The sequence below is a fragment of the Synechococcus sp. RC10B2 genome, from assembly GCF_047502635.1.
Genome location: NZ_JANSHO010000059.1, coordinates 25,187 through 45,282 on the forward strand (window position 1 = coordinate 25,187; position 20,096 = coordinate 45,282).

A 20,096-nucleotide genomic window follows, 5' to 3' on the forward strand; every position below is an offset into this window, starting at 1 on the left:
GGAAAGAAGGAGGCGTGCGGTGGCAATCTCACCGGTACGTCTGCGTAGCTCGCGATGAGCAAGAAAGAATTCCCGCCCCTTGGGGCTGGGGAGAACGTCAATCATTTGACAGGTGCGGTTGCAGGCGCTGGCTGACCAAGGTGCGCCCCTCTTGGGTGTAGAGCTGCCAGTAGTTCCAGTAGTTGCCAAAGACAGACTTGACATAGCCACGGGTTTCGGCGAAGGGGATCTGCTCCACAAATTCATCGGGATCCTCAAAGCCGAAGCGGCTCAGCCACCTGGCCACGTTGCCGGGGCCGCCGTTGTAGCTGGCCAGGGCCAGGAGGGTGTTGTCTTGGTAGGTGCGGTGGGTGTAGTCGAAGTACCAGGATCCCAGGTGAAGATTGTCGGCGGGGTTGGTGAGGCTGTACTGGGCTAGGCCGATTTTTTGGGCAATCCAGCGGCCGGTGGCAGGCATCACCTGCATCAGGCCCAGCGCTCCCGAGGCCGAGACGATCTCTGGCTCAAAGCGGGATTCCTGGCGGATCAGGGCCGCCACCATCAAGGGATTGAGGTTAAATTGCCGCGACCAGCGGGCCAGGCCGGGCTGGGCGTAGGGATCCCTTTCCCAGGTGTTTTCTGGGCTGGCGTAGTAGTGCAGCGGGTAGATGGCCTGCCAGAAATCCTGGCGCTGTCTCAGGGTCGGCAGCAGCGGGTCGGGCTCGGCGCTAAAGCGCAGGGCAGCCACCTGGTTGATGCCCCGCAGGTGCTCGCCGGCGTTGTTGCGCAAAATGCCGCTGGCAAAGCGCTCGGCCACGCTCATCTGGCCGGGATCCCGTTGCAGCAGAGCCATTTCCCCCTGCCAGCGCTCCCAGGCCAGTTGGCCAGCGCCAATGAGATGCAGGGTCTGGGTAGCCTCGGAAACGGCGGGCAAAGGTTGGCGAACGGGCTGAAAATCCACCTCAACCCTTTGGCGGCCGCTGGAGAAATCTCCTACTGGCCAGCCCAGTTGCGCCGCCGCCCGCCAGGCGTAGTAGGTGTGGGGAAACTGCCGCAGCACCTGCTGATAGGTTTGCCGCGCCGCAGCCACCTCCCCCAGCCGTTCCCGCCATTTGCCGGCCCAGTAGAGCAGTTGCGCCCCCATTTCCGTATCCCGCTGGGCCAAGCCAATCTGCTGGGCTAGAGCAATGGCTTGGCTGAGATTGCCCGTTTGCGCCTGGCGCCAAGCCACCGTCCAGGCGGCGGTGGCCGCGGCTTCGCTGACTGGGAAGCGCTCCCAAAGGGTCTGCCGCACCGCCTGGGCCGATTGCGGGCTGCCGTTGCGGTCATACAGTTGGCTGAGGCTGAGCAACGCTTCTGGAGCTTCTCTATCCGAGCCGGATCCCACCTGGCGAAGCAAGTCGATCGCCGTCGGCAGGTCGCTCAGTTCCGCCAAACGGCGGCGGGTGAGAGAAGCCTCTGGCCCATCGGGAAACTGTGCCAGCAGCGCTTGGTAAGCCGCTTTGGCCTGGGGAAACTCCCGCGAGATCTGGTGGCTGCGCCCCTGGCGGTAGAGATTGCGAGAGGTGGTGGGGGCACGCCCGTAGGCGCGGGCGGCTTTGCCGTACTCCCGCTGCTCCCAATAGGCATCGGCCAGGATCTGCCAATCGGAGGCCGTGAGGGATCCCTCTTGGGCTTGCCGCCAGCGATCCAGCAGCGGCGTTAACCCAGGGGTTTGCGGGTGGTGCAAGGCCAGATCCCGCAGCAGGTCATACCGGTCAGGATCCAGCTCCAGCAGGTGCTTGAGGGCGCGGGCCGTCAGGGGGTGGGTGGGAAATTGCCGCCGCAACTGATCCACCTGGCCCATTCCCCAGAGGGCGTAGGCGGCCACCGGGCTGTGGGGATACTCCTGCAAGATCTTGGGCCACCAGATCTGGCGGGCTGTTTCTCGATCCCCCAGCTTTTCATAAGCCTGAGCCCTGAGCTTCCAGATCTCGTCGGTGAGAACTGGCAGCTTTTCTTCCAAGCCCTGCAGGTGCTCCAGGGCCGCTTGCGCTTGGCCGGCCTGCAGGGCTTTGTAGGCGCGCAAAAAGGCGGCGCCAGAAGTCGAGCTCAGGGGTGCTGGAGGCGCCGCCGCCATCTCGACAGGTTCTGCCCAGGAGGAGGCGTAAAAGCCCCACAGGACGCCGCCCAGTACTCCGCCTGCTGCTAAGGTCGCGGCAAGCCATCGCCTCCAGAGTTGCCGGTGGCTTGTTCTGCTCTGCATGCCTCCCTTCCCCAGCGTCCTTGACTAGGATACCCAATGGGGAGGCGCTGAGCCAGGACAAGTAACCTCAACGAGGAGGAGGCCAGTTGGCAATGGGAACCGGCTCGATAAGCTCCGCCAAGGGAAACCCTAGGATCTGGGCGTAGAAATAAAGCTCTGCCTCCAGGGCCCGTTTGAGGTTGGCTGCCTGGCGAAAGCCGTGCTGCTCACCGGCAAAAGGGACATAGGCCACCGGGATCCCCTTGGCCTGCAGGGCAGCCACCATCCTCTCTGCTTGGTTGGGAGGGACGATGGCGTCCTCCAGGCCTTGAAAGAAGATAACGGGGCAGTTGAGACCCTCCAGGTGGTGGATGGGAGAGCGCTCCCGGTAGAGATCCCGCCGCTCCGGGTAGGGGCCAATTAAGCTGTCCAAGTAGTGGGACTCAAACTTGTGGGTCTCCTGGGCTAGGGCCTCTAGATCGCTCACCCCGTAGTAGCTGGCGCCGGCCTTGAAGACGGTGTGAAACGTCAGGGCCGCCAGGGTGGTGTAGCCGCCGGCGCTGCCGCCGCGAATGAGCAGCCGCTCCCCGTCCACCTTGCCCTGGGCTGCCAAGAATTGGGCCCCAGCGATGCAATCTTCCACGTCCACAAGGCCCCAGCGGCCCTTGAGGGCCTCCCGGTAGGCCCGCCCATAGCCGCTGCTGCCGCGGTAGTTGACATCCAAAACGGCAATCCCCCGACTGGTCCAGTATTGGATCCCTAGGTTGAGCACGGCTGCCGTCGCCCCGGTGGGCCCGCCGTGGCTTTTCACCAGCAGGGGTGGCTTTTCGCCAGCAGGGGCAACAAAGTCTCGGTTTTTGGGGGGATAGAAGAAAGCATAGGCCACTTCCTTGCCGCCACCGGTGGGAAAAACAATAGGCTCTGGGATCGACAAGTACTCCGGCTCTACCGCCACGCTGCTAGAACGGGCCACCACCTCCACTTGGCTGGAGGGTAAGTCTAGGCAGACCAAGGCAGTGGCTTCCGTCGGGGATCCGGCCAGGAAAGCGGCTTTTTCCCCACTTACCTGCAGATTGTGGATCTCGGTGTAGGGCAAAGGGATCTCTTCCTGTTGCCCCGACTGGGGATCCAGGTAGGCCAAATGGCACAGACCCCCCTGTTGGTAGCAGGCCAGGATGCGCCCATCGCCACAGAAGCCGTAGGTGCTCAGGCCAAACACCCACTGCGGCTCTCCAAACTCCGCTTCCATAGGGCAGAGGGGAATGGGGCCCTGGGGATCCCAGCGATAGAGGTTCCACCAGCCGCTGCAATCGGAAACAAAGTAGAGATCCCCCTCCGGTGACCACTGGGGCTGGAAGATCGACTCGGCAGGGCCACCGGCCAGCTTTTGAGGTTCTCCCAAGCTGCCGTCAGGGTTCACCTCAGACCGCCACAGCTCTGTGCCGTCCCAGGGCATCTGGGGGTGATCCCAGGTCAGCCATACCAAGGTCTGGCCATCGGGGCTGAGGCGAGGGTTGGCATAGAAATTGTGCCCAGAGGCCAAAACGCGCTGGGATCCGCTTTCCAAGTCAATCGAGACAAGGCTGTTTTCCGGCTCTCCCTGGCGGCTGTGATCTTCCCGCACACAGAGGATGCGTCCACGCGCCCGATCCACCACCCCATCTGCATAGCGATAGGGGCCTGCTTCCGTCAGGGGCTGGGGATCTGAACCCGGCAGCAGGCGGTAGAGCCGTTGGTCAGCGAAGTTGCAAAAATACACTACCCCTGCCGACACCCAATAAGCTCCACCCCCATACTCATGCACTCGTGTCCGCACATTGAAAGGTGCCGGTGTCAGCTCCACCAGGATCCCGTCGGCAGAGCGCCGCATCAACACATTGCGCCCTTTTTCTTGCGGGCGGCCCTCCGTCCAGTAGAGATCCCCCTGATCCCAAACCATCTGTCCCAAGCGCAGGGATCCCGTCACCACCAGGTCAGCGGTAATCGGGGATCGCCAAGATCCATAGCCGGCCTGCTGCACCATAAGCTGTTAACTCTCAACTAATTCTCGACCCCAGAACCCCTATTATGCCGGCAGCAAGGGATCCCTGCCTTTGCCTACAGCCTGTGGGGAAAGGGAGCCGAGAACAGGCTCGGATTCTGGGAAAAGGTATCCCGCGATACAATTCTCTCCGGGCTGAATGGGTTTGATGGAACACGTTAAGGCAACAGGGATGCACAACGCTTTCTCGACTGCAGAATTAGCCTTTCCCCTGTTGACGTTGGGAAGGCATTCGGTGAAAGCCTCAGCCGACTGCAGTTGGGCAAATTTAACACATGGGCGAGGTGATGAGCTAAGTGCTTCCCTCTGTTGGCCGGGCTGCTGCAACAACTGGACTTCTTAATACCCTTTGCACTCACTTCGTTTCGGAGATCACCGATGGCTCTATCATTTAATCGTCGTCAAGTGCTGAAAATGGGCGCTCTGGCCGGAGCCGGGGCTGCCCTAGGGCCGCAGATCTGGGTGAAGCGATCCGTGCCCGCCTACGCCCAGGGAGAGACCATCCGCGTTGGCATTTTGCACTCCCTTAGCGGCACCATGGCCATTTCGGAAACCAGCGTGGTGGATGCGGAAAAGCTGGCCATCAAAGAGATCAATGCCGCCGGTGGGGTTTTGGGCAAGCAGATCGAGCCGATTATCGAGGATGGCGCTTCCGATTGGCCAACCTTTGCCGAGAAAGCCACCAAATTGATCGATGTGGACAAGGTGGCAACGGTATTCGGCTGCTGGACTTCGGCCAGTCGCAAAGCCGTGTTGCCGGTGTTTGAATCCAAGCAGCACCTGCTCTGGTATCCCGTGCAGTACGAAGGACAAGAGTGCTCCAAAAACATCTTCTACACCGGCGCTGCCCCCAACCAGCAGATCGAGCCTTCGGTGGAATGGCTGCTCAAGAACAAGGGCAAAGAGTTCTTCCTGGTGGGATCCGACTACGTGTTCCCCCGCACGGCCAACACCATCATCAAGGCCCAGTTGGAAGCCCTGGGGGGCAAGGTGGTGGGTGAAGACTATCTGCCTTTGGGCAGCACAGAAGTTACTCCCATCATCAGCAAGATCCGGGCCGCTCTTCCCAATGGCGGTGTGATCTACAACAGCTTGAACGGCGACAGCAACGTGGCCTTTTTCAAACAGTTGAAAGGGGCAGGGCTGGGGCCAGATCGCTATCCTACCATGTCCGTCAGCATTGCTGAAGAAGAGGTACAGGCCATCGGCCCCGAATTCTTGGAAGGGCACTTTGCCGCCTGGAACTACTTTATGACGGTGGATACGCCTGCCAACAAGAAGTTTGTGGAGGCTTTCAAGGCAGAATACGGCCAAAACCGCGTCACCAACGACCCGATGGAAGCCGCCTACATCATGGTTTACATCTGGAAGCAGGCAGTGGAAAAAGCGGGAACAGTAGAAATCGACGCCGTGCGGCGGGCAGCCTACGGCCAGACCTTCGATGCCCCTGAAGGCTTGGTAACCATGAACACCAACCACCACCTGACCAAGTATGTGCGGATCGGCCAGGTGCGCTCTGACGGTTTGTTTGATGTCATCTTTTCTACGGATGCCGTGGAACCACAGCCCTGGAACCAGTTTGTGGCAGAGACCAAGGGCTTTGCCTGCGATTGGTCAGATCCGGCCAAGGGCGGTCGCTACAAAGTCAGCTAGTCCTGGCCAGGGCTGGGATCCCTTGCCGTTTGGATAGGGTCGGGGATCCCGCCTAGATGCTCGGTTAGCCTCCCTAGTTTAGTTGGAAGGAGGATCCCCTGCCCATGACCTTGCTCCTGGACAGCTTGTTCAACGGCATTAGCATTGGCACCGTCTTGCTGATAGCCGCCTTGGGCTTGGCCATTGTTTTCGGCCTCATGGGGGTCATCAACATGGCCCATGGGGAGCTGATGATGTTGGGGGCCTACACCACCTTCGTCGTGCAAAATGCCTTTCGTCCCCTAGGGGATCCCTGGCGGGATCTGTACATCTTCCCAGCTTTGGTAGCTGCCTTTGCCGTCACGGCTCTGGTGGGACTAGCCCTGGAGCGGGGGGTGATTCGCTTTTTGTATGGCCGACCGCTGGAAACCCTTCTGGCCACTTGGGGCGTGAGCCTGATCCTGCAGCAGTTTGTGCGCAGCGTCAATTGGGTGCTGGCTTTCCGCTTGGGGGCCTTCGCGGTGCTCTTTTTCGGCGGCTGGTGGCTTTTGTCCAGGCGGGCGGATTGGCCGCGTCTCAAGGGGTGGACGCTGGCGCTGCTACTGGTGCTTTCCACGGCCATTGCAGCGGTGGGGGGGCGGGTGCTGGCGCAAACCTATGCTTTAGCAGTCACTCAACCCTGGTTTGGAGCCCAGAACAAAGATGTGACCGCTCCCCGTTGGCTGGGGGGTGGGATCCCGGTGGGCAACCTGTTTTTGCCCAATACCCGCCTGTTTATCATCGCCCTCACTGTCTTCTGCATCCTGGGGCTGTACTTCTTCTTGCAACGCACCCGCTGGGGGCTGCGCATCCGGGCGGTTACCCAGAATCGGGCCATGAGCGCCTGTGTAGGGATCCCCACGCAAAAGGTGGATGCCCTTACCTTTGCCATCGGTTCGGGTCTGGCGGGAGTAGCCGGCGTGGCGGTCAGCCTGCTGGGATCCGTGGGGCCGAACACCGGCCAAAACTACATCGTGGATACCTTTATGGTGGTTGTCGTGGGGGGTGTCGGTAAGCTTTTGGGCAGCATTGTGGCAGCGCTTGGGATCGGGATTGCCAACTTTGTCATCGGCTCAGGGACGCTGGCTTTGATTTTTCCCAACGTGCCCATCCTGACCGATACCCTCAACTTTTTTGCCACCACGAGCATGGCCAAGGTGATGGTCTTTGCTTTGATCGTGGCCTTTTTGCAGGTGCGACCTCGGGGCCTTTTCCCCGAAAAAGGTCGTATGGTGGATGCCTAGGGAATGATCTCGCTTGGCGAAAACTCTAGGACCAGACTCTCCATCTTCTACTCCCTCACAAAGCCCATGAAACTGGTTCATTCCCCCCGTGCTGATCATGAAGTGGCTGCTCCCGCCGCGGGTGGGGATCCCAATTCTTCTCGCAAGCTTCTGTGGGAGGCCGGGATCCTCATCGTTTTGGTGCTGGCCTTGATCTTTGTGGCCCCAACTGTGCTGTCTGGCTTTCGGCTCAACTTGTTGGGGCGGTTTCTGGCCCTCAGCATTGTAGCTTTGGGGATCGACCTCATCTGGGGCTATACCGGCATGCTCAGCCTGGGGCATGGGGTGTTCTTTGCCTTGGGGGGCTACGCTCTGGGGATGCACCTGAAATTGCAATTGCCGGAAGGTCAGATACCGGAGTTTTTCAGCCTCTACGGGGTAACGGAATTGCCCTGGTTTTGGTATCCCTTTTATTCGTTTCCGTTTACGGCTGTTGCTGTGGTCTTGATCCCGGCTTTGGTGGCGGCAGCCCTGGGGTATTTGGTGGTGAGAAATCGCATCCGAGGGGTTTATTTTTCCATTTTAACTCAGGCCACCACGATCATTTTCTTTAACTTCTTCAACGGCCAACAGCGCTTAATTAATGGCACCAACGGCCTGACCAACTTCCAGACTTTGTTTGGCCTGGATGTCAACTCGTCCGAGATGCGCTTCGCTGTCTATGTCACTACAGTTCTGGCGGTGGTTTTGGCTTACCTTCTGTGTCGTTGGCTGACCAGCGGCCTATTCGGTCGGATCCTGGTAGCCATTCGAGATGACGAGCCGCGGGTTCGTTTTTCCGGCTACGATCCCACCGGCTTTAAAGTTCTGGTGTTTGCCGTGTCTGCTGCCCTGGCAGGCATTGCCGGAGCTTTGTTTACCTTGCAAACCGGGATCATCTCTCCCAATGCGATGGCCGTTCCCTTTTCCATTGAAATGGTGATCTGGGTGGCGGTGGGCGGTCGGGCCAGTTTGGTGGGGGCAGTGCTGGGGGCTCTGTTGGTTAACTTTGCCAAGAGCTTGCTGAGCGAAAATTTTCCGGAGATTTGGCTATTTTTCCAGGGGGGATTGTTCCTGTTGGTGGTGCTGGTGCTGCCGGATGGACTGGTGGGTTGGGTGCGCACCCAAGGCAGGCGACTTTGGGTCACCGTTCAGCTTTGGCGCAGGCGCTTGGCAGATACTTCCCCAGCTTAAATCTGGCTTTCTCTTGAGGATGTCAGTTATGTGCAAGATATAAGTTTAAGGTAAGAGGATCCCATGGGTGAGCCAGCGATGCCAAGTTTCCTCTCCTATTTGATGGGTTTATTTGATGGGTTGAGAATCCGGTTTGACCTTTGGCCTTTCCGTTCTTGGATGTGATCCCCATGCTTACTGCAGCTCCCACCGCCACCCGACAAATTTTACAAACTCAGGATCTCACCGTCAGCTTTGATGGCTTCAAGGCTTTGGACAGGCTGAACTTCTCTCTGGAGGAAGGGGAGCTGCGGGTGGTCATCGGCCCCAATGGGGCAGGCAAGACTACGTTTCTCGATGTGCTGACGGGCAAGGTTAAGCCTACTCGAGGCCGGGTGCTGTTTAAAGGAAAAGATCTGACCAAGCTCAAGGAACATGAGATCTCGAATTTGGGTGTTGGGCGCAAGTTTCAGACGCCGCGGGTCTATCAAAACTTGAGCGTGCGAGAAAACTTGGAGCTATCCCTCAACCCTGACAAAAGGGTTTTTTCCACCCTACTTGGCAAAAAGCATCTGCGAGAAAAAACGGATGCTCTTTTGGAAACCATTGGCCTCAGCCGTAAGGATCGGGTTCCGGCAGGGCTGCTTTCCCACGGAGAAAAGCAATGGCTGGAGATCGGCATGGTGATTGCTCAAGATCCGGATTTGCTGCTGCTGGATGAATGCGTGGCCGGGATGACGGACAAAGAAACAGAAGCTACAGGAGAGTTAATTCAATCCTTAGCCCAAAGCCACACCATTTTGGTGATCGAACATGACATGGTGTTTGTCCGACAAATTGCCCGCAAGGTTACCGTTTTACACCAAGGCTCGGTGCTGTGCGAAGGTACCTTTGAGGATGTGAAAAACGACCCGCGAGTGATTGAGGTCTATCTCGGATCCCACAAGGGGAAAAACTAAGCAAAGAGGCTATAGTTCTGTATCTAATCGACTCATGCGCAGGCCTATGAATACGGAAAACGCGACCGCAACACAAAACTTATCCCGAGATGGATCCGGGCCTCTCCTGGAGGTCTCCAACTTGAGGGTTTACTATGGTCAGAGTTTAATTGTGAAGGATCTCTCTTTTAAGATCTTTCCCGGCCAAGCGGTTTGCCTTCTGGGCCGCAATGGTATGGGCAAAACCACCACACTTAAAGCCCTGATGGGACTTCTGAAAGACTGCACAGGCAAAATTGCTTTTGAGGGCCGTCCTATCAACCATTACCCTCCCAATTGGCGAGCCCGCGCCGGTATTGGCTATGTACCCCAAGGTCGAGAGATATTTCCCCGCCTAACGGTTGAGGAAAACCTGCTGGTGGGGCTAGAAGCGGCACCGGACAGAGAACGGATCATACCTGAGTTTGTCTATGACCTATTCCCAATTCTGCGTTCTTTTCTTAAACGGCTGGGTGGGGATTTGAGCGGTGGGCAGCAGCAGCAACTGGCCATCGCCAGAGCTTTGGTGGCGGAGCCCAAACTTTTGCTCCTGGATGAGCCCACAGAAGGGATCCAGCCCTCTATCATTATCGAGATCGAAGAAGCCATCAGCCGCATTCAAAAGGAGCGGGGCGTTTCGGTGTTGCTGGTGGAGCAGTATTTTGAGTTTGCCCAAAGTCTGGCCGATTACTTTTATCTTATGGAAAATGGATCCCTTATCATGGAGGGGCCGACTGACCAAATGGACGAAGAAAAAGTCCGAGCTCACCTTTCTATCTGAGGTGGCACCTGGAGAGCCTGAAAACTTCTATAACTTTTTTGAGAGCGGCAAATGGCATCCTGCATGTTCCAGAGACCTTGCCTAAACTTCTGGAAAAGCGAGAAGTCCACCTGCGAGGGGATAGGCTAGGGTTAGCCCTGGGCTTCCTTGAGCAGCAGCGTTGGCTAAGCTAGAAACTGTTCAAGATTGCGCTAGCTTGCCATTTCCATCCACAGGTTTGTGTCTCCTCCGATTCACTTCACTGCAGAGCCCTGGCTGCACACCTACAGCGAAATTATCGATGTGCGCTCGCCGGCAGAGTTTGCCGAAGACCATTGGCCGGGGGCCATCAACTTGCCCGTGCTCGACGATGCAGAACGGGCGGAGGTGGGCACGCTCTACAAGCAGGTGGATCCCTTTACAGCCCACAAGCGGGGGGCCAGCCTGGTGGCCCAGAACATCGCCCGCCATTTGCAGACCCACTTTGCCGACAAGGGCCGGGACTACCACCCCCTCATCTACTGCTGGCGGGGCGGGCAGCGCTCGGCCAGTCTGGCGCTGGTGTTGTCCCAGGTGGGCTGGCAGGTAACCGTCTTGCAAGGGGGGTACAAAACCTACCGCGCCTGGGTGCGCCGACAACTGCAGACTTTGCCCCAGGAGTTTACCTACCGCGTCCTCTGCGGGCCAACGGGGAGCGGCAAAACCCAGTTGCTGCGCCATCTGCAGCAGCGGGGAGCCCAAGTCCTCGATCTGGAAAAGCTGGCCTGCCACCGCGGATCGGTGCTGGGGGCCGAGTGGGGAACCTCGCAGCCCACTCAGAAGAGCTTTGAAAGTCAACTGGTGCAGGCCTTTCTCCAGTGGGATCCCGCCAAGCCGGTCTGGGTGGAGTCGGAAAGTGCCAAAGTGGGCCAGCTTCATTTGCCCCCTGCTCTTTGGCAGGCCATCACCCAAGCCGACTGCGTAGAGGTGCAGTTGCCTCTAGAAGAACGGGTGAAGGGGTTGATCGCCCACTATCCCCACTGGATAGCCCACCCCCAGGCGCTAAAGGAAAAATTGCTGTCTTTGAAGTCCCGCTACGGCCAGGCCTGTTTGCAGCGCTGGTTTGAGCTCATCGACGCCCAAGACTGGCCGCAATTTGTGCGGGAGCTACTGCAGCAGCACTACGATCCCACCTATCGCCACGGCCTGCAGCAACACTTTAACCGTATCCGCGCTCGCCTTGAGCTGCCTGACCTCTCCGAGAGCAGCCTACAGGAGGCCGCTGTCCGACTCAGGGGGATGTCGTTTTGACCTGCGCCAGCCCTCGCCGGGCAAGCGCGACCAAGTCTGGCGGCGGAAATGTCAAGCAAAGTCCTGTTTGCCCCTCTCAGAGGGGAACTAGGGACTTCGAGGCTGACTGCTGCAGCTCCGACAGCAACGAGGCGGGGTGCTCCTTGTAGGGCCAGGCAAAAGCGTGACGAAAAGCCGCCTCCTGACAGCGCTTGAGCTGGTCGAAATCGATAATGTCGTGCGTGAGCAAGTTTTCGTACTCAAACGGCAGGCGCACGTTGTGCAGGCCGGCGTTGTCGGTGCAGATGGCGATATCTACCCCCGCGTCAAAGCAGCGGTCGAAGACGATTTTGAGGGGCTCCAAGCTGGGCAGCGTCCCCGTCTTCAGGTAAGTGGTGGGACAGACCTCCAGGCATTGGCCGCGCCGCGCCAGCTCTGGCAGCAGCTCTGGGTAGTGGAGAGGGATCTGGATCCCGTGGCCAATCCGCGAGACATAGGGCAGCAGCTCTGGGTAACAGCCATCCAAAGTCTCATAGAGATGGGCAGTGGTTTTGAGGCCACGGGCCAGGGCATATTTGAACAGCTCAATCCACTCGTCCATGCGTTCGCCGTAGGCCTTATCTCCCCCCGCCAGGTCGATGGCAGACACGTATTCGGACTCGGCGGCGGCCTCCACCATGGCGCGGTTGATATGGCTGGGCAGGCGGGAGTGCAAACACACAATCTGGGTGGTGACGATGGGATATTCCCGCTGCTGGCTGGCTTGCCCTACCGTTTCGATAACTTGGCGCATCTGCTTGAGGCGATCCGCCTCGTCCAAGCTGGGATCTGTGCGCAGATAGGGGGTGTAGCGAATCTCTAGATAGGCCAAATCCTCAAAAACATAGGCCCCCCGCAGCAGACGGTAGATGAAATAAGGTAAGCTTTCCAGGGTTTGCACCTGTTCCACTAGCGTGTGCAGCTCCAAGTAATCTTCAAGGGTGTTGCGCGGGCGGGTGTAGAACTCCTCAAACTCGGCGTAGTCAGGAAAGCGTGCTGCCAGAGGGGATCCCTGGCGATGCAGGTAGCGCCACAAAATCCTAGGAACGACCGAACCGCCTAGGTGGCGGTGTAACTCCGCATGCAGTGCCATACTTCAAAGCTTCCCCCAGAGGCTCCCCTCACCGCCCGCCAAGGGCGGACCTGGCTTGGTTGTTAAGTACTATTTCTACTGTTATCCAACAGCGGCAGTCCTGTCCAGGCGCAATTGCGCAGGGTCGGCTAGCCGGGGGCCAGGTGATGAGGTTTCTAATAGCCAGGTTTGATGACCAGGTCAATGCTTGAGTCCTGGTCGAGCCCGGCCAGGGATCCCGGCAAACTAGGTAAAGAGCCTTAAGATAGTTCTGGAGGTTTGCTGAGCAGAGATACTCAGGAGCGATTCTGGTAAAAGGCTGTTGGCTGTAGCCGACGGCAATCCCCCTGGAAGGGTGTGGTATGAACTTAGCGTAACGAGGTTATCTTCATGGCGCTGCCCAGCTTGCACGAGTTTCCCTGGCTGACCACGGTCATCGTCTATCCGGTGGTGGCCGCCCTCTTCATCCCCTTGATCCCGGCGCCCGCTGGGGATCCCACTACCCGCGTCTACGCGCAAAAGTTGGCAGAACGGGTTCGCTGGTTTGCCCTCTTCATCGCGGTTACCGACCTGCTCATTTTGCTGGCTGGCTTCTATGTCGGCTATGACCCCAGCCAGACAAGCTTACAACTGCTGGAGCGCTACACCTGGGTGCCGCAGGTGGGGCTGAGCTGGTCGGTGGGGGCCGATGGCCTTTCCATGCCGCTGATCCTGCTCACGGCTTTTGTGACCACGCTTGCCATCTTGGCCGCCTGGCCGGTCACCCTCAAGCCGCGCCTGTTTTATTTTCTGATGTTGGCCATGTACGGCGGGCAGATCGGGGTGTTCGCCGTGCAGGACATGTTGCTCTTCTTCCTGATGTGGGAGCTGGAGCTGATCCCGGTGTATTTGCTCCTCTCCATTTGGGGGGGGTACAACCGCCTGTATGCGGCCACCAAGTTCATTCTCTACACCGCCCTCAGCTCCCTGTTTATCCTGGTGGCGGGCCTGGCCATGGCCTTCTACGGGGATCCCATCAGCTTTGACATGACGGATCTGGCCCACAAGGCCTATCCGCTGAGCTTCCAATTGCTGCTGTATGGGGCCTTCCTCATCGCCTACGGGGTGAAGCTGCCCGTCTTCCCTTTGCACACCTGGCTGCCCGATGCCCACGGCGAAGCCACGGCGCCGGTGCACATGTTGCTGGCCGGGATCCTGCTCAAGATGGGGGGCTATGCCCTGATGCGCATGAATGCGGGCATGCTGCCGGATGCTCATCTTTACTTTGCGCCGGTGCTGATCGTGCTGGGGGTGGTGAACATCATCTTTGCCGCCCTCACCTCCTTTGCCCAGCGCAACCTCAAGCGCAAGATCGCCTACTCTTCCATCAGCCACATGGGCTTTGTCCTCATCGGGATCGGATCCCTGACCGAAATCGGCATGAGCGGCGCCATGCTGCAGATGATCTCCCACGGGCTGATCGGGGCCAGCCTGTTCTTCTTGGTGGGGGCCACCTACGACCGCACCCACACGCTGGAGCTGGAGGAAATGGGCGGCGTCGGCCTGAAGATGCCCAAGATTTTCTCCATGTTCACCGCTTGCTCGCTGGCCTCTCTGGCTCTGCCGGGGATGAGCGGCTTTGTGGCGGAGCTGATGGTGTTCATCGGCATGGCCACCACCGATGCCTACTCCCTCCCCTTCCGGCTGGTGGTGGTCTTTCTGGCGGCGGTTGGGGTGATCCTGACTCCTATCTACCTGCTGTCGATGTTGCGGCAGATCTTCTTTGGCCCGGAAAACAAAGAGCTGACCGAACACGAGGAACTGGTGGATGCCGAGCCGCGGGAGGTGTTCATCATCGCCTGCCTGCTGATCCCCATCATCGGCATTGGGCTCTATCCCAAGCTGGTCACTAGCCTCTACGACCAGTCCACCAATGCCCTGGTGGCGCTGCTGCGCCAAGAACTCTCCTCTATTGGAGCGACGGTTGCCCAAGCTCCTGCTCTCTACAGCGCCGACTGAAATGGAGGCGAGGGAGGCTGGGGCAGCTTGTCAGCAAGGCGTGCCACTGGTCCAGCCGGTCTCGGCTTTTTTCTCACTGGGCACCGGAAGGGCTGGGGTTAGGCGAGTGCCCCGCCTGTGTATCTCCGCTGTGCTTGCCGCTCTCGTCAGCTCGAACCCGCATCCAACCAAACAACGTTTCGACCGTCAGTTGGATCCCTTGGGCAAACGCGGGAACGGGGATCAGCTCTTGCGGATCCTCATGCACGGTTGGCTGCTGTCCGGCAGGGTAGGCGAAAACGAGCCTTTCTTCGGGAGCTACGATCCACCCCATCTGGCAGCCGTGGGCCAAGCCGATCAAAATTTTCTTGACCAGCTTCATTTGATTTTGATCGGGAGAGAGAATCTCGATCATCCAATCTGGGCAAAAGGGAATGAGATTTTGAATGGTGCCATCTTCATCCACAGGGATCCGATCCCAGGCGATCACAGAAATATCGGGCACAATCGCATAGCCGGCAAAAGTGCAGCGCAACTCTGGAAATGCCCACCCGAGGCGTTTGGGTTTGAGGTTTGCGTTGATAAAAGAAGTTAGCTCCCCCTGGAGTAGGCTGTGCTTTCCCTGTGGCATGGGCTTCTGGATGATCTCTCCCTCGATGAATTCACTGGCGGGTTGAGCTTCTGGCTGCTGCAGAAACTCTTCCAGGGTTAGGGGCTTGGCAGACAGACGAACCATGATTTCCTCCTCTCAAGTTGGTCTCTGACACAAAAAGGATTGAGGTTCAATCAGAACAGGTCCCTGTCGGGCTGTCGCCAAGCGGCTTGGCGGTCATAAGGGCTTTTGCCAGAAAATAACCCCATCAGCGGCCCCAAGATGGCCCCAAACACAAAGCCGCCCGCGTGGGCCCAGTAGGCGATCCCTCCCCCCTGCATGCCGATGTTGGTGGGCGTCTGCAGGCTGGCGATGCCGTAAAACGCCTGCTGTACAAACCAAAAACCCAAAAACACCCAGGCGGGAACGTAGACGGTTGTGATAAAAATGCCCAGGGGTACCAAAGTCAGGATCTCAGCTCGCGGGAAACGCAAGATATAAGCTCCCAACACCCCGGCAATGGCCCCACTTGCCCCCAGCGAAGGAATGGTGGATTCCATATCGAAAAACCACTGGGTTAGGGCGGCCAAGGCTCCACAAGTCAGGTAAAAAATGAGGTAGCGCACATGCCCCAAGCGATCCTCAATATTGTTGCCGAAAACCCACAAAAAGAGCATGTTGCCGCCAAGATGCAAAAAGCCCCCGTGCAAAAATTGCGAGGTAAATAGCGTTACCCATTCGGGGCGCAGCGAAGAGGTGGCCTCCCCCCGAAAGCTGGCCGTCAGTTCCGCTGGCACCACTGCCCACTCTCGGAAGAAAGCCGCCAGCTCTTGCGGTGATAGGGTAAGCTCATACACAAAAACCAGGATGTTGATAAGCACCAAAGCATAGGTAACGTAGGCAGTGCGGGTGGTTGGGTTGCGATCTTGCAGGGGTACCACAGTCGGGATCCGGTTAACATCACCCTCTAGCCTACCCTGCTGCGCCTTCTCAGGCCCAACTTGGGGCTACACTAGGGTAGTTTGTCGGTGGGATCCCTAAACTGCAAAGGGGTTTTGGCCGTCCCCCCGCAGCCGACGCTGGATTTGGAGGAGTGGATCGATGTTTGAGGTCGAGAGCCGAACTGCCCCGCTCAAGTTCTTGATTGTCGAGGATCATCCCGAGGTCGCCCAAAACAATTGCGAATGGCTGCAACGGCTTGCAGCCGATGCTCAGTGCATCACAGTCTCCAACCCGATGGACGCCATCCTGCGCCTGCAGCGGGAACAGCCGGACTTGGTAGTAGCCGACTTGCTCTACGGCCAAACCAGCGGCGAACAGTCTGCCGAGCCGGGCCTAGAGTTCTTGCGCCATATTTTCGAGAACTACCCCACCCTGAACGTGATGGTTTATTCCAGCGAGCCGCTGCTGCTAACTCCCCTGGTGGGCCTAATCAGCAAGCACCAGGGCGGATTTGCCGCCGTCAACAAAATGGAGCGGCGCAGTGTCTTCTTGGAAGGAGCCAAAAGTGCCCTCAATGGGGAATTGCGCATGCCGCGAGAGTTGCGCGGCTTAACAAAGCTGACGGAGCGGGAAATCGAGGTCTTGAACCTGCTCTGCAAAGAGGCCCTCACCGACCAGGCCATCGCCGACCGCATTCACACGAGCAAAAAAACCGTACAAAACTGTATTCAAAGGCTCAAAGAGAAACTGGATATCTTTGGCTCTGAAGATGAGATCAACGCTCGCGTTGCCATGTGTATGGCAGCCGTTCAGAAAAAGCTTATCCAGTGGTAGTTCATTTAACCTCGCGTAAGAGTAGACAGAGAGGGTAGAATATCTTCTCGAAAGGGAACCTCGTTTTGATTTACCCTCTCCAGCTCAGCCAACATGAGAGGGTTGACGCGATTCAGATAGGGGATTAGCACCTGCTTTAGCCTGGGGCGGTAGAAACGGTGGTAGCTATACACGGGAGTGGCTGGAAATCCCCGCCGAATCTTGTGGGATCCTCCAGCTCCGGGATCAAAGTTGCGGATCCCTTCGCGGATGGCTAGGGCAATCGGCTCGTAGTAGCACACATTAAAGTGCAAGAACTTCACCTCTTCTCGGCAGCCCCAGTAGCGCCCAAAGAGGCGATCCCCTTTGCGGACGCAAAAAGACATCCCCACAATTTCTGTATTTCGTTCCCCGGCCACCAGCACCAGCCGCTGCCGGTAGTTGGGATAGAGAGATTCGAAAAAGCGGCGGTTGAGATATTTGCTCCAGTTCCAAAATTGGGCGCAGGTGTTGCTGTAAAAGTCGTACATGAGAGAGAGAAGGCGCGGCGTGATCTCCTCTCCGGTGTAGATCTTGAGTTCTATGCCGCTTTTTTCCATGGCGGCCCGCTCTCGCTTGATGTTGCGCCGCTGGTTGGCGTTGAACTGGCTCAAAAAGTCTTCGTAAGAGCGATAGCCGGGATTGTGCCACTGGTAGTTGTGGGTAATTCGGGGAGTCAATCCATCGGCCTCCAGTTGGGCCCGCCAGTCTAAGTCCACATAGAGCAGGCTGAACAGCGAAATATCATTGTCCTGGCAGAAGCGATCGATAGCAGCCAGCATCGACGGCCACACCTCTGCTTCCGAGTAGTCGGGATGGACGAGAATGCGATAGCCGGTGGCCGGCGTAAAAGGGGCCATGCCGATCAGCTTGGGGTAGTAGCGTTCTCCCAGTTGGTTGGCAACCGCAGCCCACTCTTGGTCGAAGACAAATTCGCCCTGGCTATGGCTTTTCAAATACAAGGGGGCAGCGGCGATGAGTTGCCCATCCGACTCCACCAACAGGTGACAGGGCAACCACCCCGTGTTGCGGCTGGCACAGCCGGAGGCTTCTAGGCTGTGCAGCCACTCGTACTCCAAAAAAGGAGAGGTGCGCTCCGTCTGCAGCGCTTGCCAGGCAGATGCTGGGATCCCGCGAATATCGTGGCACCAGCGCAATTTCAAACCGGTTGACATTTGCCTGTCCGGATAGACCAACTTGCCCTGCCGCGGCTGGGAGGGGATCCCCCCTCTAAGCTCAACCTAGGATGGAATCCCTGCGCCTCAAGGGTCCCATAGACGAAAGCCAGGCAACTGCTCTTTGCCCAGCCCAAAGCTTTCCCAGCGCTAGACCGTGCTTTTGTTAAGTTATTTTATTCGGGATCCCTGGGCTCGTAGTAGCGGTTGGCCAGCTCGAGAGCCATCTGAAACTTCTGCTCACGGGTGAGGTCGGCTCGCCGGGCGATCTGGGCAAAGCGGTTGACGTCTGGGGGCAAGAAGTCGAAAGGACGCTGTTCCCGCACAATATCTACGACCAAATCGCAAAGGGCCTGCTGGTAATCGTTGTAAAAAATTTCTCCCAAAGCCTTGAGGCGGCCATCGGGCACCGGATTGTTAAAGTCAATGGCCTGTAGCTCCCCTTGTTCGTCGATAAACAGCTCCACCGAGTTCATTTCATAGCCCAACGCCCGATTGATGATCCGGCAGGTGTCGATAACTTTTTTGCCCATCTCCGGCGTGAGAAACTCTGGATCGAACAGATATTCGCTGGCATCGAACTTGCGAAAGATGTATTTAATTGGGATGATCTTTCGGCCAATACAGAGAGCGCGAATCTGCCAGGGATAAGGACTTTTAACCTTCTCCTGGAGCATCATCACCTGGGATCCGGAGCGGTCGTAAAAGTAGAGAAGCTGCTCCATGTTGTAGGCGATTTCGACTCCGATGGCCTCCCGTCCCTCTGCCGGCTTGATCACGATTGGCCAGCCGAGATCTTCTGCCATCCCCTGCCAATCGAAGAACTTGTGATACTTAAAATCTTCGGCTTTCAAAGCTGGGGCCTCCTTGGGGGGCAGAATGTAAGTCTTGGGGATGGAGATCCCCAGCTCTTTGACCACCATGTAGGCGGCATCTTTGTTGCGCAGGTAGTAGTAAAAGCTGAAGGGGTTGTTGATGATGTACACCCCCCTGAAGGCAAAGCCCATGAACAGGCCGATGGCCTGGGGGTAAAGGTAGCTGAAGCGGTCTAGGATGAGGCGGTACTTGGTGCGGTAATCCAGGTTCACCTCGTGAATGGTGACATGTTCCGCCCGGATCTTGTAGGCTTGGCCGTTGCGGGCTTGAATGGGGGGAAGGGCGTTGAGACGGGCCAGGGTGTCGTCCCCAAAAGGCTCGCTGAAGTGCAGGCTGCCAACCCAGTAGTCTTCGATCATCCAGGCTCTCTCATCAAAAGCTCTCTGACTCCTCTGCAAGGGATCCTAGGCGAAGGCGCGGATTTGCGCTTGCCAGGTGGGCCAGTCGTGATCCCCTTCCCATACCTCCAGGTGATGGGGGATGTCGTTGCGGCGGAGGACTTCTGCCAGGCGCAGATTGTCGTTGAGGCAGTGGTCGCGGTGGGCGGTGAGCAGTTTTAGCTCGGTGTTGCGCCCGCCCAGCTGATCCCAGAGTTGTCGGCTCATGTTGGACAGGTAGGCCAAGGGGTTGATGAAATACAGCTCCTGTTCCGCCTGTTGGGGATCCCAGCCGGTGACGGAGCCGAGGGCCGCCACATCGTAGGGCCCCCCCAGCGCCAGACAACGGCGCACCAGGCCAGGGTGCCGGCAGGTGAGGTTGACGGCGTGGGTGGCCCCCAGAGAGAAGCCTGCCACCACCAGAAAGTTATTTTGCGCTTCTGCTTTGGCGTAGGGGATCAGCTCTTCTACCCAGTGTTGCTCCAACAACAGCCAGCGATCCCGCCGCTGGGGCACGTCCAGCTCGCGGTTGAACAAGGTCTCCCAATCGAGGGTTTCCACGCAAAAGGCCTGCAAATAGCCCTGCTCCAAGTGATGGCCGAGGCTGGCGATAATGCCGCGATCTTCCAGATCGAAAAAACGCCCATTGCTGGTGGGCAGGCAGATGAGCGGGTAGCCGCGATGCCCAAAGTGGAGCATCTCCATTTCTCGGCCCAGAACCCGGGAGGCAAAGCGCAGATAACGGCGAGGGTAGGACATCGGATCCCTGGACAATCACTGAACCTCAGCCGGCTTTTGCAGCCGCCGTTGAGACGGGTGGCAACGCGAGCGCCAGAAC

The 20,096-nt window shown here is 58.1% G+C and carries 16 protein-coding genes; 8 read left to right on the forward strand and 8 right to left on the reverse strand.

The annotated features are described in order from the left end of the window. Positions 1 to 97 precede the first annotated feature (97 nt). The gene (locus NW855_RS07980) at positions 98 to 2,224 is read right to left on the reverse strand and encodes a transglycosylase SLT domain-containing protein (protein ID WP_099813053.1); all 2,127 of its coding nucleotides are present in this window, start codon (positions 2,222 to 2,224) and stop codon (positions 98 to 100) included. A 67-nt stretch (positions 2,225 to 2,291) separates the two neighbouring features. After that, the gene (locus NW855_RS07985) at positions 2,292 to 4,226 is read right to left on the reverse strand and encodes a S9 family peptidase (RefSeq protein ID WP_414508647.1); all 1,935 of its coding nucleotides are present in this window, start codon (positions 4,224 to 4,226) and stop codon (positions 2,292 to 2,294) included. Positions 4,227 to 4,622: 396 nt separating this feature from the next. Between NW855_RS07985 and urtA the strand changes: the two genes are divergently transcribed. The 6 genes from urtA to mnmH all read left to right on the forward strand — a co-directional run bounded on the left by urtA (position 4,623) and on the right by mnmH (position 11,377). Beyond that, the gene (gene urtA, locus NW855_RS07990) at positions 4,623 to 5,897 is read left to right on the forward strand and encodes an urea ABC transporter substrate-binding protein (protein ID WP_414402909.1); all 1,275 of its coding nucleotides are present in this window, start codon (positions 4,623 to 4,625) and stop codon (positions 5,895 to 5,897) included. Between the two features lie 104 nt (positions 5,898 to 6,001). Continuing rightward, positions 6,002 to 7,159 carry an urea ABC transporter permease subunit UrtB gene (gene urtB / locus NW855_RS07995; protein ID WP_414402910.1) on the forward strand — a complete coding sequence of 386 codons (1,158 nt, stop codon included), beginning with the start codon at positions 6,002 to 6,004 and terminating at the stop codon, positions 7,157 to 7,159. Positions 7,160 to 7,162: 3 nt separating this feature from the next. After that, positions 7,163 to 8,371, forward strand: coding sequence for an urea ABC transporter permease subunit UrtC (urtC, locus tag NW855_RS08000; protein WP_414402911.1), 1,209 nt, complete (start codon positions 7,163 to 7,165; stop codon positions 8,369 to 8,371). A gap of 170 nt (positions 8,372 to 8,541) precedes the next feature. Beyond that, on the forward strand, positions 8,542 to 9,309 hold the full coding sequence (gene urtD, locus NW855_RS08005) for an urea ABC transporter ATP-binding protein UrtD (RefSeq protein ID WP_414402912.1): 768 nt from the start codon (positions 8,542 to 8,544) through the stop codon (positions 9,307 to 9,309). Between the two features lie 34 nt (positions 9,310 to 9,343). Then, positions 9,344 to 10,108, forward strand: coding sequence for an urea ABC transporter ATP-binding subunit UrtE (gene urtE, locus NW855_RS08010; protein ID WP_414331328.1), 765 nt, complete (start codon positions 9,344 to 9,346; stop codon positions 10,106 to 10,108). Between the two features lie 219 nt (positions 10,109 to 10,327). Beyond that, on the forward strand, positions 10,328 to 11,377 hold the full coding sequence (mnmH, locus tag NW855_RS08015) for a tRNA 2-selenouridine(34) synthase MnmH (protein ID WP_414508648.1): 1,050 nt from the start codon (positions 10,328 to 10,330) through the stop codon (positions 11,375 to 11,377). A gap of 76 nt (positions 11,378 to 11,453) precedes the next feature. On the opposite strand, the gene NW855_RS08020 is transcribed toward mnmH, so the two are convergent. Next, positions 11,454 to 12,488: an adenosine deaminase gene (locus NW855_RS08020; RefSeq protein ID WP_011430736.1), complete on the reverse strand. Its 1,035-nt coding sequence runs from the start codon at positions 12,486 to 12,488 to the stop codon at positions 11,454 to 11,456. 369 nt (positions 12,489 to 12,857) lie between these two features. On the opposite strand from NW855_RS08020, the gene NW855_RS08025 reads away from it, so the two are divergent. Further along, the gene (locus NW855_RS08025) at positions 12,858 to 14,465 is read left to right on the forward strand and encodes an NAD(P)H-quinone oxidoreductase subunit 4 (protein WP_414402443.1); all 1,608 of its coding nucleotides are present in this window, start codon (positions 12,858 to 12,860) and stop codon (positions 14,463 to 14,465) included. Positions 14,466 to 14,538: 73 nt separating this feature from the next. On the opposite strand, the gene NW855_RS08030 is transcribed toward NW855_RS08025, so the two are convergent. Both NW855_RS08030 and NW855_RS08035 read right to left on the reverse strand, forming a co-directional pair. Further along, positions 14,539 to 15,180, reverse strand: coding sequence for a Uma2 family endonuclease (locus tag NW855_RS08030; protein WP_099813059.1), 642 nt, complete (start codon positions 15,178 to 15,180; stop codon positions 14,539 to 14,541). 50 nt (positions 15,181 to 15,230) lie between these two features. Then, positions 15,231 to 15,977, reverse strand: a complete 747-nt coding sequence (locus NW855_RS08035; protein WP_414402444.1) for a rhomboid family intramembrane serine protease — start codon at positions 15,975 to 15,977, stop codon at positions 15,231 to 15,233. Between the two features lie 160 nt (positions 15,978 to 16,137). On the opposite strand from NW855_RS08035, the gene NW855_RS08040 reads away from it, so the two are divergent. Then, positions 16,138 to 16,812: a response regulator transcription factor gene (locus NW855_RS08040; RefSeq protein WP_011430732.1), complete on the forward strand. Its 675-nt coding sequence runs from the start codon at positions 16,138 to 16,140 to the stop codon at positions 16,810 to 16,812. A gap of 5 nt (positions 16,813 to 16,817) precedes the next feature. On the opposite strand, the gene NW855_RS08045 is transcribed toward NW855_RS08040, so the two are convergent. From NW855_RS08045 to NW855_RS08055, 3 genes are all read right to left on the reverse strand, one after another. Beyond that, positions 16,818 to 18,005, reverse strand: a complete 1,188-nt coding sequence (locus NW855_RS08045; RefSeq protein ID WP_011430731.1) for a GNAT family N-acetyltransferase — start codon at positions 18,003 to 18,005, stop codon at positions 16,818 to 16,820. Between the two features lie 176 nt (positions 18,006 to 18,181). Beyond that, entirely contained in the window at positions 18,182 to 19,240 is a 1,059-nt protein-coding gene (locus NW855_RS08050; protein WP_011430730.1) for an ATP-grasp domain-containing protein, read from the reverse strand. Between the two features lie 45 nt (positions 19,241 to 19,285). Further along, positions 19,286 to 20,017, reverse strand: coding sequence for an alpha/beta hydrolase-fold protein (locus tag NW855_RS08055; RefSeq protein ID WP_414402445.1), 732 nt, complete (start codon positions 20,015 to 20,017; stop codon positions 19,286 to 19,288). Positions 20,018 to 20,096 lie beyond the last annotated feature (79 nt).

Excerpts from the sequence above, each read along its gene's own strand:
- NW855_RS07980 (WP_099813053.1), bottom strand. The coding sequence starts at position 2,224 with ATGCAGAGCAGAACAAGCCACCGGCAACTCTGGAGGCGATGGCTTGCC.
- NW855_RS07985 (WP_414508647.1), bottom strand. The coding sequence starts at position 4,226 with ATGGTGCAGCAGGCCGGCTATGGATCTTGGCGATCCCCGATTACCGCT.
- urtA (WP_414402909.1), top strand. The coding sequence starts at position 4,623 with ATGGCTCTATCATTTAATCGTCGTCAAGTGCTGAAAATGGGCGCTCTG.
- urtB (WP_414402910.1), top strand. The coding sequence starts at position 6,002 with ATGACCTTGCTCCTGGACAGCTTGTTCAACGGCATTAGCATTGGCACC.
- urtC (WP_414402911.1), top strand. The coding sequence starts at position 7,163 with ATGATCTCGCTTGGCGAAAACTCTAGGACCAGACTCTCCATCTTCTAC.
- urtD (WP_414402912.1), top strand. The coding sequence starts at position 8,542 with ATGCTTACTGCAGCTCCCACCGCCACCCGACAAATTTTACAAACTCAG.
- urtE (WP_414331328.1), top strand. The coding sequence starts at position 9,344 with ATGCGCAGGCCTATGAATACGGAAAACGCGACCGCAACACAAAACTTA.
- NW855_RS08020 (WP_011430736.1), bottom strand. The coding sequence starts at position 12,488 with ATGGCACTGCATGCGGAGTTACACCGCCACCTAGGCGGTTCGGTCGTT.
- NW855_RS08025 (WP_414402443.1), top strand. The coding sequence starts at position 12,858 with ATGGCGCTGCCCAGCTTGCACGAGTTTCCCTGGCTGACCACGGTCATC.
- NW855_RS08030 (WP_099813059.1), bottom strand. The coding sequence starts at position 15,180 with ATGGTTCGTCTGTCTGCCAAGCCCCTAACCCTGGAAGAGTTTCTGCAG.
- NW855_RS08040 (WP_011430732.1), top strand. The coding sequence starts at position 16,138 with ATGTTTGAGGTCGAGAGCCGAACTGCCCCGCTCAAGTTCTTGATTGTC.
- NW855_RS08045 (WP_011430731.1), bottom strand. The coding sequence starts at position 18,005 with ATGTCAACCGGTTTGAAATTGCGCTGGTGCCACGATATTCGCGGGATC.
- NW855_RS08050 (WP_011430730.1), bottom strand. The coding sequence starts at position 19,240 with ATGATCGAAGACTACTGGGTTGGCAGCCTGCACTTCAGCGAGCCTTTT.
- NW855_RS08055 (WP_414402445.1), bottom strand. The coding sequence starts at position 20,017 with ATGTCCTACCCTCGCCGTTATCTGCGCTTTGCCTCCCGGGTTCTGGGC.